Genomic DNA, 12430 nt, shown 5'->3' with positions numbered 1-12430 from the left:
GAGGTGGAGCTGGGGTAGGCGTAGCTTGGCCTAAGGGCGCGGTCGCGCGCCTGCTCAATCGCATCCAAAGTGAATGCAATGCGGGCACGAGCGACCCGAGGGGAGGGAAAGATCCGCTCGCGCGCTCGAATAACATTCATCCTGAACGCATCTGAACCGCCGGCGCTTCGCGATTGATCGATCATTCTCGCTGCCACTGTGAGTTTCACCAGCGCATCGAGGATAGAAGCATGTCGGTCACGGTCACCAATTCGTTAGAGCTCCAGGTCGCCCTCGCGGCCGCGGTCGACGGCGACACCATCGAGCTGGCGCCGGGATCGTACGAAGGGTTTTTTCCGATCGAGACCAGCAATCTCACGCTGCTCGGCGCGGGCCCGGAGCAAACCTGGCTGCGCGGTCAGGTGGTGCAAGCCGAGGGTGTGAGCGGTTTCCTGTTCCGGGATTTGAGCTACGACGCGTCCGTCTTCAGTCTGGACGGTGCGAGCTCCGATGCCACCCTCGCCGGCGTCGCCAACGCCGGTTGGAAATCGGATCGCACGGCGCTGGCATCGCTCACGGTCGTCAGCGATCCGACGGATGAGAGCAACAGCGTGCTTGCCTTCAACACCAATGGCGCCGGCGTCACCACCGGCTCGCGGGCCTATCAGGGCGTGAAATACCTGCCGAGCTCCACCGAGCGATGGGACGTGGATCTCAGCAACGGCGCGGCCGTCGAAGCCCGCTTCTATATCGATCCGGAGTTTTCGAGCGACGGCGTGGCGCAGACCAGCGGCGTATGGGTACAGATGCAGAATGCGGAGAACTCCATCGGCGGCGCCGGCTGGTTCACCGCGTTTGAATATGTCGATGCGGACCGGGCCGCGACGCTTGGCGCGACGGCCACGGATGGGACGCAGTTCACAGGGGGCTTTCGCATCTGGCTCGACGACGGCCCCGACGCGAACGGCGGGCACGACGGCTCCGGTCAGTGGAGCGCCTATGTCAATCACGCTGGCGACGGCTGGGTCGATCTCGCCATCGTGACCCCACCCGGTGCGGGCGAGATGCGCTTCGAGATAAACGGTGAAACCGTCTACACGGCTGCCGACGGCGCGGCGGTGTGGGGAGCGGACGGGTTCGATGTCACGAAGGTCGATACCGTGATGGTCCACAGCCACAATGGCTCCGGGCAAAGCGAGACCTATCTCTACGACGACATCACCTTGCGCGCGGACACGTCGGGCCGCGACGTGTATGGCGCGGGCTGGTCGATTGATTTCAGCGACGGCGAGTGGGTCGTGTCCAATGGCGACGCCTCGGTCGTGCTGGAGGGGGTCGACAAAGTGCAGGTCGACGGTGTCGTGTATGTGCTGGTCGATCAGGCGGGCGAAGGCTTTGGTTCCATCCAGGCAGCGATTGCCGCCGCCGACCGCGGCGATACGGTGCTGATCGCCTCCGGCACGTACGCTGAGTCGTTGAGTCTCGGCAAGTTCGTGCACCTGAAGGGCTTGGGCGACGTGACGGTTCAGGGCAGCGGCACGGGCAGCGGCCTCGCGATCGGCAGCGGCGCGAGCGGTGAAGCCGGTGATGAGCTGGTCATCGAGAACCTCACTTTCAGCGGCTTCGCGTACGGACTGAATCTGCAGAATGTGAGCTATCTTACGCTGCAGACAGTGACCGCGAGCGGCAACGGTGTTGGCGTCAAGGTGCCCAGCACGGCGTCTGTGGATCATCTCACCGTCGCCGACAGTCATTTCGATGGCAACAACATCGGCTGGTATTCCGACCGCGGCCTGAGCGGCGAAAGCCACGTGAGCCACGTCGGGTTCTCGAACACCACGTTCAACGACAACACTCAGAAGGGCTTCTACACCGAGAAGCTGTCCGATGCGCTGTTCCAGAACGTGACGGTGAATGGCAGTGGCGTCGATCCCAACTATCAATACAACGCCGGCTTCGACATCAACCTGAAGTACGGCGATTACGTCAATATCGTCATTCGGGATTCGAGCTTCGCCGGCTCGGGGCTCGACGGCACCGGTGCGGGCACCGGCATCAAGATAGCGGCACGTGGCTATGAGGGCGACAGCAGCTACACCACGAATCCGGCAACGCTCGATGGGCTGACGCTCGAGAACGTCACCGTCGCCGACGGCGGCAGCAATGGCGTGGTCATCGCCAACGCGGGCAATCTCACGACGACCGACAACTCGATCGACGGTGCGTTCGTAATCGAAGGAACGGGTGGCAACGACACGATCTCCGGCTCGGCCGGTAATGATGTGTTGTCAGGCGGCGCAGGCGACGATGTGATCTACGCAGGTGCCGGCGATGACACCATCGTGGCCGGTGCGGGCGATGATGTGATCCACGCAGGTGCCGGCAACGACACCATCGCAGGCGGCGCGGGCACCGATACCGTCGTGTACTCGGGCAATCGCGCCGATTACACCGTGAGCTACGACCGCGACAGCGGGACCTACACGGTGACGGACAATCGCGGAGGCTCGCCCGACGGCACCGATACCTTTACCGGCGTCGAGCTCGTGCAGTTCGCCGACACCACGGTTGATGCTGCCGAGCTGAGGTCGCCGGCGACATTCATCGTCGATGCGTCCGGCAATGGTGACTTCACATCGCTGCAAGCCGCGCTTGCAGCCGCGCTGGACGGCGACACCATCGTGCTCGCCGCTGGCCAGCATGCGGGCGGTGTCACGATTGCAAGCGGCGTCACCATTGTCGGTGAGCCGGGTGCCACCATCGTCGGCAGCGGCGGCGTAGGCATCACCATCGCCGCGAGCAACGTGAGCATCACCGGCGTCACGATCAGCGGCTTCACGGTCGGTATCGGCATGGCCGAGGCGGCGCAGACGTTGAGCAATCTGACGCTGGATTCGCTGGTCATTACCAACGTCGACACCGGCATCTCAGGCCTGAATGCGACCGGCGGGACCAACAACAGCTCGGCGCGGGTGGACGGGCTCGCGATTCTGGATGTGAACATCAGCAACGCCGATGTCGGCATCAGCTTCGACATCGATCCCGCCGGCGACGCGCTGTTCCGCGACATCACCATCGATGGTGGCGACTTCAGCAACATCGCGACCAAGGGCATCTATGTCGAGGCGTTGAGCGACAGCGTCATTCGCGACATCACCATGAGCCAGGTCGGCCAGAACGCGCAGGAGAACCTGCCCGGCAATGGCATCGACATCAACCTAAAGTACGGCAGCTACGCCAATATCGTCATCGAAGGCTTCATCTTCACCCAGGTCGGCGGCACCGCGACGGCCAACGACGCGGCGATTTCGATCAAGGCGCGTGATGATGGCAGCTACGCGAACAATCCAGGCATTTACGTGGGTGACCTGATCGTGCGCAACGGCACCATCGACGGCACCGGTACCGGCGTGCAGCTCGGCGAGCCTGGCAAGCACAATGCCGGCCCGGACGTGGTCATCGAGGGCGTGCGCGTCAGCAACTATCTCACCAGCGACAGTTTCGGTGCCTTCAACAATCTCTCGGAGGCAACGCTGTCGGTGGCGGGCTCGGGCTCGCTGATCGATACGGGCGTCAATTCGAGCGAGGTGCACATCCTCGGCGGCGCCGGCAACGACACATTGACGGGCACGCGGGGCGACGACGTTCTCGTGGGCGGCGCCGGTACCGACGTCCTGCGTGGCGGCGATGGCGATGATACGTTGAGCGGCGGACTCGGCAACGACACGCTGGAAGGCGGCGCCGGTAACGACATGCTCGATGGTGGCGATGGCATCGACGTCCTGCGCGGCGGCGATGGCAATGATTCGTTGAATGGCGGACTCGGTAACGACACGCTGGAAGGCGGTGCGGGCAATGACGTGCTCGATGGCGGCGCCGGCAACGACATTCTGCGCGGCGGCGCCGGCGATGATGCGCTCACCGGCGGTGCCGGCGATGACACGATCGACGGCGGCGAGGGTCACGACACCGCGCACTTCAGCGGCGATCTTTCCGAGTACGGCATCCAGTTCCAGGGCGCAACCGTCATCGTCACTCACAGGAACGGCGGCGCCGACGGCGTCGACACGCTCACCAACGTTGAAACATTGCAGTTCGCCTCGGGCAGTCTGGATCTGAGCGCCGGCATTCGTGTGTTCGACGCGAACGGACAGCTCAAGGCGCTGTACACCGATCTGGAGCAGGCACTGACGGTGGCTCAGGACGGCGATGTGATCGAGCTGCGTGCCGGTGACTATGTGCTGAACCTCGATGCGAGCTTCGAGGGTCGCATCGGCTCCTCGATCACCTTGCGGGGTCCGAACAGCGGGCTGGCGGGCGACTCTGCCGTTCGCGGGGCGGAAGCAGTCATTCGAGTCTTCGGCGGCGTGCTCGAAGTTGCGGCAAGCAATGTCACTTTCGACGGCATTTCCCTGGCCGGGTCGATTCTCGCGGGCTCGGGCGAAGCGGACGGCTTCACGCTCCGCAACAGCATCGTGAACGGCGGCGCGAACACTGCGGTGCAATTGATCGGCGTCGACGATGCCGTCATTGCGAACAACGCAATCTCGGGCGCCACCGGCATCGAGGCGCAGTCGTTCGGCGACTTGTCCATCGGCTCGAATCGATTCGTCACCACCGAAGCGGGCGTGCGGCTGGAGCCGGGCGCCGCGGCGGAGAATGCTCACGTCACGGGCAATATCTTCCAGGGCGGTCACTATGGCGTCTCGCTCGAAGGCGGCACCGCCAGCTACGACAACGCGACCGCGATCACGATCAGCGGCAATACCTTCCTCGGTCAGACCGTGACGGGCGTCTACGCCGACGGTGCGTTGCCAGCGTCGCTCGATGGCTCGCTCGGCGCATCGTTGCCCTTGAACCTGTATGGCACCACCTCGACCAACGGGCCGGTGAAGTCGATCGATGTGACGTTCGCATCCTCCGCCGACAACCTGCTGGTGGGAAGCGCGGGTGATGACGTGCTCGACGGTACCGCAGGCAACGACATCATTCGCTCGGGCGGCGGCAACGACCGGCTGACGGGCGGCATTGGCGATGACCATCTCTATGGCGGCGCCGGTGTCGACACCGCGGTGTTCAGCGGATCGCAGTCCGACTACGTCTTCGGCCGCGATGCGAGCGGTGCGATCACCGTGACCTCGACGGGGGGCGCGCTGGATGGAACCGACCGGCTCTATGGCATCGAACGTTTGTATTTCGCAGGTGAGGATCGCTATCTCGATGTTTCCGATCCGAGCCTGGACCTGTCGTCGTTGAATATTCAGGTGGCGCCCGGCCAGGGCGGCGATGCCCTGCAGAACGCGCTCGACGCGCTGGTGCTCGAAGGCGACTCGGTGACCTTCGGCGCCGGAGACTACCAGGGCGCGCAGGGCGCCATCAGCAAGGATGCATCGGTCGTGCTCGATGGTGCGCAGGGGATGAGCCTGCAAGTCACCGGTGACGCCGGCCGGACCCAACTCACGATCAGCGGCAACGGCCAGCTCAACGTGAGCGGCGGCAGCGCCGGCATGGTGCTGAACGCCTCGGGATACACGGGCGACGGGACCTACACCGGCGGTAACGGCAACGACGTGATCGTCGGCGGTTCGGGCAATGAAACATTCGTGCTGTCGCACGGCGGCGGTCAGAACATCGTCGACGGTGGCGATGGCGACAACACCATCACGCTCACCTCCGCGGTCAACGGCGTGGTCGTCGATCTCGACGCGGGCGCGTCGCTCGGATCGAACTTCGCGGACGACTTCGCAGGCTCGGACGTCGATCTGCGCGCTCAGTTGAACAACTATCTCGGCGACGCGTACGGTCTTGCCTATCATGCGAGCGAGACTGATCCGGATTCCGCAGCGCTGTTGTTCGGCGTTACCGGCGTGGTCGGCAGCAAGTACGACGACCTGCTGATCGGCTCGGAAGGTAACAACGTTCTGAATGGTGCGGGTGGCAATGACATCATCATCGGCAAGGGCGGCGACGACGTGGCCGTGTTCGCAGGCAACGCGGCCGACTATGTGATCACGCGCGCCGACAGCGAAACGGTCGCGTCGAACGAAACCATCGCCGAATGGCTCGCGAGTCTGGGCATGGATCCGGATGGCTTCGATCTGACCCGCCCCATCTTCCGCGTGATCTATGCAGGCAACGACCCGTTGCTGGCGACCGACAGCCTGGTGCAGGTGGAGACGCTGCGCTTCACGGGCAGCGGCGAAGTGAATTACACCGTCGCCCAGGATGCCGGTGGCTATTACCTGCAACTCGCCGATGGTGGCGTCACGTACTCGGCCGGCACCGACGTGGTCGGCGACGATAACTATGTGAGAGGCGGCAGCGGTGCCGATCGGCTCACCGGCGGCGACGGCAATGACAAGTTGCGCGGCGGAGCCGGCGACGACGTGCTGGTCGGCGGGCTCGGCCAGGACGATCTCGACGGCGGCGAAGGCAGCGATCGTTATGAGATCCTGCCGGAGATCGAAAACGAAGACGGTGAGGTCATCGGCACGGGTATCGAAGCCGGTGACATCATCGCGGACAGTGGCTCAAGCGGCACCGACAGCATCAAGCTGATGGGCAGCGGTGTGGTGGATCTCAGTGTCGCCACCATCCTGGGCATCGAGAACCTGGAGTTCTCCGACCTCGGCAACGAAGTCACCGCGACCGGTGGACAGCTCGATGCGATGACGGTCACCGGCGGCGCCGCGAGCGATACATTGATCGTCGCGCTCGGCGACAACGACCAGGTGTCGCTGACGGTAAGCGGTGTGGAAACGGTACGCCTTCGTTCCGACGGCGCGAGCGTCGTCGATATCACCAGCGTCACGGACACGGATCTTTCGCTGGAAGCGGGACACAGCGCCGATAGCGTCACTTTGAACGGCGTGTCGCTCGATGTCGATGCGAATGCCTACGTGGGCGAGCTCACGCTTGCGGGCGTGACGGGTGAGAATCTCAGCATCACGAGCGGCAGCGGCCGCACCCGCATCGCTTCGGATTCGGCCGTCATCACGGTTGGCGCCACCAGGCTCGCCGACGATGTCGCACTGACGCTGACGGGCAACAGCAGCTTCACTGTGACCGGTCTGGTGGGTGACGTCGATGCGTCGGAGAGCTCCGGGGCACTCAATGTCACGACCACCAACAATGGGGTCGACGACCGCATCGAGATTGCGACTGGCAGCGGCATGACCTCGGTCACCGGCGGCGGTGCCAACGATGAGATCATCATCGATGCGACGGCGCAGCTCGAGGTGCGACAACTGACGTTGGCAGGTGTCAGTGCCGTGACCGTGACGGGGATGGCTGGCAACGTGGCGGCTGCCGCGTTGACGGGCCGACTGTCCGTGACCACGGCGGATGCGAGTGATGATGCGATCACCATCGTGACCGGTGCGTCCGATACGAGCATCGATGGCGTCGGCGCGGACGATACGGTGACTGTCAATGCCGGCGCACTCGCGGAGGGTGCGACTGATTCCGTTCTGACCCTGAGCGGCGCCAGTGCGTTCTCAGTCGGCTCGCTCGTCGGTGACCTGGTCGCAACCGATCTGGCCGGTGAACTGGCCGTTACTCTGGCGGATGCCAACGACAACGCCATCAGCATCAAGACGGGCTCGGCGGCGACCCGGATCGCCGGCACGGCGTCCAACGATGTCGTTTCAATCGACGCAACGGGTCTCGATGACGCGTCCACACTGACGCTCACCGGTGCTTCAGCATTTGTTGTCAGCGCACTTGCAGGCAATGTGGATGCGAGCGGCGCGACGGGCGCGGTGACTGTCAACGGCATCGGCGATGGTCAGCAGATCACGGGCGGCAGCGGTGCCGACAGCTTGACCGGCGGCGCGGGCGATGACCGCATCGCTGGTGGCGTTGGTGCGGACTTCCTGGGCGGCGGCGCCGGCTCCGACATTCTGATCGGTGGCGAGGGTGATGATCTGCTGTACGGCGGAGAGGACGAGGCGGTTGATTATCTGATCGGCGGCGAGGGCACCGATTACGCGATCTTCCTCGGCTCGCGCGAGGACTACACGTTCGAAACGGTGACGACGAGCGTCGACGGTCAATCCGACGTGAGCGTGCTCAAAGTCACGAACAACGCGAACCAGTCGTTCGATTACGTCCATCTGAACACCGAGTGGCTGATCTTCACCGATGATGTGGCGGCGTATCGTCAGAACGATACGGCGTACAACGACAAGGTGGCGTCGACCGATCTCCGCGACTACGCGGTGCGAGTCTTCGATTCGAACGGCGACAGTCTCGGTGGCTTCGATACCTTGGGCGAGGCGATCGCGGCGGCGCAGTCCGGCTATCGGCTCGAAATCGCGGACAACGCTGATTTCTCGACCGAGGGTGTGCTGCTTGTCACCAGCAACTTGACGATCAGCGGTGGCGCGGGCGTTCAGATCGCTGGCATCGAGCTCGGCGAAGGGGTGACTTCGTTGCATCTGGGCGGCGCGTTCAGCACCGAGATCTGGGGCAACGAGCTGGACAACGTCATCGTCGGCAACCTGGGTGGCCACGTCATTCACGGCGGCGCCGGCAACGACTTCATCGATCTGCGCGCATCTGTCGGTGCGAACAGCGTCGACGGCGGTACCGGCGATGACAGGATCATCGGTGGCGCAGGCGATGACCTGCTGATGGGCGGGGCCGGTGCGGATCTGATCGTCAGCACGGCCGGCGCGGACACGGTGATCGGTGGCGCGGGTAACGACTATCTGGTGATTGGCTCGGTCGATGGGCGTGCGCTGACCGTGCAGGGTGGCAGCGGCAACGATCAGTTCATCATCGACAACTTCACGGGCGAGGCGGCGTTGAGTCTCGACGCCATCATCAGCGACTTCCGTCGCGGGCAGGATGTGCTGGACCTGAGTCACTTGCAGAACGCAGTGGGCGGGCAGCTCGATCGCGGCGATCTGGGGCTGGTTGCATCGAACGATGCGCAGATCGACCTGAGCGCCTTGTTCTCGGAGGCGGGCGCCGCCGACGGTTCGTTGACGTTGAGCATGATCAACGGGCTGCGACTGACGAACAGCGATTTCGTGTTCGACCCGCTGCAGGCGTACGGCTGGCAGGAGGCGTTGCTGTCATGAGTCGAGCGCGACAGCGCCGCACGCCCTGGCGTCGCGGCGCGCTATATACGAGCAGCTTGCTGCCGTTGGGGCTGGTGCTGCTCGGCCCCTGGCTGGCGCGCGCGCAATCGAATGAGCGGCGCGAGTCGGATGACGATGCGGATCGTGGCGACTCGCGAGACGCCGATCGTTCGAATGTGACATCGCGCGCGACGAGCGAACCGAAAGTGGGCGACATGGTTGCAGTCACGGCCCCCTCGGGACGCGTCGTCGCCAGGCATGTGCTCACCGAGAAGGATCTCGCGGGTGGGTTGATTCGGGTTGCCGTGCAGACTGCGCGCACATCATCCGAGTCCGCAGAAGGCGGGGAAAAGCAGGCGGCTGAGACCGGCGGCGCGAAAGAAGCGACTTCGGGCGCGGCCTCCGGTTCATCGTCAGTTGGTGGCGCGGCTGGCGATCCTGCCGAGTCCGGGGCCGCTTCGTCGGGCTGGAGCACGGCGGGCAAGGTCGGCTTGCTGCTCGCAGTAGCAGGGGGCGGCGTGGCGCTGGCGCGCAACGACGATGATCACAGATCGCCATCGCGCTCTGAGGAGCCGCCAACGGAAGAGCCGCCGCCACAGCCGATCGAAGGCTATGTGATCAAGGGTTATATCTCCGGCGCCGCGGTCTTCATCGATCGTGACGGAGATGGCTTGCCCGACCCCGGTCAGTCCCCCGTGCATACGGATGCTCATGGTCGTTTCGTGTTGCCGGCGGGCTATGACGGACCGATCGTCGCGGTCGGTGGCGTCGATACGCTCACGCATGTTTCGTTCGACTCGATCGTGTTGAGCGCTCCGGAAGGCGCGAGTGCGATCACGCCATTGACGACACTGGTGCACGCGCTGAGCCGCAATGGCATGACGGCTGAGGACGCCGAACAAACCGTGCTCCGTGCATTCGGCCTGTCGCTGCCCGGCCAGACGAGCCTGCTGGATTTCGATCCCGTTGCAAACATCGCGACCGGCGCTGGCGCGCAGGTCGAAGACGCGGGCGAGATGGTGATGAGCACGCTGTGGTCCATCCAGTCGGTGCTGACCGGCGCCGGCGTCGATGCCGGTAGTAGCGGGGAGACGGCACTCGCGGCGCTGGCTGGCGTGATTGCCGGAGCGAACGGCGGCGTCGATCTCACCGATGCCACGGTGATCGCGGCGGCGCTGCGCGATGCTTTCGAATCGCGGGACATCGGACAATTCGACGATGCGGCTCTGCTCACCCTGAGCCGCGCGATCGCTTCGGTGAACGGCGTGCTCGATGCGCAATCGGGGCTCGGTCAGGAAGCGTTGCAGGCAACGCGCTTCGCGCAGACCAACTTGCAGGATCTGATGCTGAGCGCGGGGCAGGGCGCGCCACTGGCAGCATTGTTCGACGAGCTGATCGCCAATCCGAGCGGCGCGATCAGTGAATCGGGCGCCACCAGCTTGCCAGACATGGTGCGGACCGAAGGCGGCGAGTTCGAGTTTGCGCTACGTCCGCAGTTGCAGTTCGTCGATGGCGCGTCTGCGACAGTCAGCAATGTGACACTGCGATTCCTGATCGATGGCGCCATCGTCGAACGTGAGGTCGCGACTGCGAACGGCATCGAGCGGCAGGTTCTCACGCCGGATGCGAACGGCACCTATACGCTTGCCTACCATGAACTGAGCAGCATCCATATCCGGCCGCCGGAGGATTTCAACGGCGCGTTGACCATGGCAGTCACGGTGTTCTACGAGGGCATCGAGCGCGGCGAGTCGCAGGTGCTCAGCGTCGATATCACGTCCGTCAACGACGCGCCCAGCGCCGGTGACAGCGCATTGAGCGTGCTCGAGCACGCACAGCATGTGTTCGCGATCACCGATTTCGCGTTCGCCGATGCGAACGACGCCGGCTCAAACGCCGGCGCGGATGAGTTGTCTGCGATCCGTATCATGACGCTGCCCGCGACCGGGCAGCTGCAGTTGAATGGCGAGGCAGTGTCGGCACAGCAGTGGATCAGCCGCGCCGATATCGAGGCCGGCAGGCTCGTCTATGTCGCAGGCGATGCGGGCGGAACTGCGTCCACATTCACGTTCCAGGTACGCGATGACGGCGGCTCGGCGCACGGCGGTGTCGATATCAGCGCAACGTCCGGCACGATTACCGTGACGACGATCGATGTGCCCGGACCCGATCAGGCGACGTTGGACATCGGCGCCATGGCGACCTTGCGACAGGATGCCGCCGGCGATTTCGTCCTGCGGGGCGAGGCCACGCCTGGTGCGTCGTTGCGGATCGAATTGTCCGCGGCGGGGGGCGAAGCGGAGATCTACTCCGCAGTTGCCGACCTGCAGGGGCGCTTCCATGTGCAGATCGATGCGGCCGCTCTGAGTGCCGCGACCGTGGCTGTGGCAGTCGTCGTCGTCGATCGCGATGGCAACGAATCGCAGCCTGCATTGGTACAATTACATCTCGTGACCGGCGCGGCACCCGTCGTGATCAACGGCACGCAGATCGGCTCCGAGACGGACGCGGATGATTTCATTCAGTCCCACGAGCAGGCCACGGTATTCGAGCCGTGCAGCAACGGCGGCCAGGATCATTTCATCGGCGGTGAGGGTTTCGATACGGTGCGACTCGACGGGGTGCAATCTCAGTACAGCATCACGTTCGTTTCAGGGGCGGCCCGTGAGGCGCAGGCACTGCTGTTGCAGTCGCAGGGCATTGCGCTCGATCCCGATCAGCCGCTGCTGCGAATCGTGCAACTGGCGGGCGACAACGAGCTGTGGGTGCAGGCCGATCGGCTGCTGTTCGACGATGGCGCGATACGCATCGCCGGTGACGCGCTGGTCGCCGGCAACGAGGGCTCGACCCTGATCGGTGGCGCCGGCGATGATCATTTCGTCGGCGGCATGGGGGCGGATCTGCTCTTCGGCGGCGATGGCATCGATACGCTCGTGGGCGGCATGGGGAACGACACGCTCATCAGTCAGGGAGGAGGAGATATTCTGCTCGGCGGCGGTGGTGCCGATACGTTCGTGATCGCCCCGGATGCGAGCAGTGCACTCGAGGCGAGTGTTTCGGTCGCCGACTTCGAGATCGGCGTGGACACGATCGACCTGTCGGGCCTGCGGGTGCGCGAGCAGGATCAGTCGCTGCGCATCCTGCAGGCGCAGGATCTGCAGGCTGCGCTGGTGATCGAGGAGCACGGTGCGTCCATCGACTTGTCTCATTTCGTCACCGGGACGGGCGAGCAGATCTCAGGTTTGCTGAGCCTGCAGTGGTCATCGCAGCCGCGGCCGCCGGCGCTGGAGGATTTCATCCTCGATCCGCAACAGTCCAGTGTCGATCACGGGCTGTGGGACAGCTGGAACATCCTCTGAGCCGGA

General features: G+C 64.4%; 2 protein-coding genes. Both read left to right on the top strand.

Annotation, left to right across the window (positions count from 1 at the left end):
* The first annotated feature begins 230 nt into the window (after positions 1 to 230).
* Positions 231 to 9065, top strand: coding sequence for a hypothetical protein (locus tag EKO19_RS35800; protein ID WP_129782222.1), 8835 nt, complete (start codon positions 231 to 233; stop codon positions 9063 to 9065).
* Positions 9062 to 12424 carry a M10 family metallopeptidase C-terminal domain-containing protein gene (locus tag EKO19_RS35795; protein WP_129782221.1) on the top strand — a complete coding sequence of 1121 codons (3363 nt, stop codon included), beginning with the start codon at positions 9062 to 9064 and terminating at the stop codon, positions 12422 to 12424. Before EKO19_RS35800 ends, EKO19_RS35795 begins: the two co-directional genes overlap by 4 nt.
* Positions 12425 to 12430: the final 6 nt, after the last annotated feature.

This window comes from Peristeroidobacter soli, assembly GCF_004138485.1.
Taxonomy (GTDB): domain Bacteria; phylum Pseudomonadota; class Gammaproteobacteria; order Steroidobacterales; family Steroidobacteraceae; genus Steroidobacter; species Steroidobacter soli.
This window is presented reverse-complemented; position numbering and strand designations above follow the sequence as displayed.

Excerpts from the sequence above, each read along its gene's own strand:
- EKO19_RS35795 (WP_129782221.1), top strand. The coding sequence starts at position 9,062 with ATGAGTCGAGCGCGACAGCGCCGCACGCCCTGGCGTCGCGGCGCGCTA.
- EKO19_RS35800 (WP_129782222.1), top strand. The coding sequence starts at position 231 with ATGTCGGTCACGGTCACCAATTCGTTAGAGCTCCAGGTCGCCCTCGCG.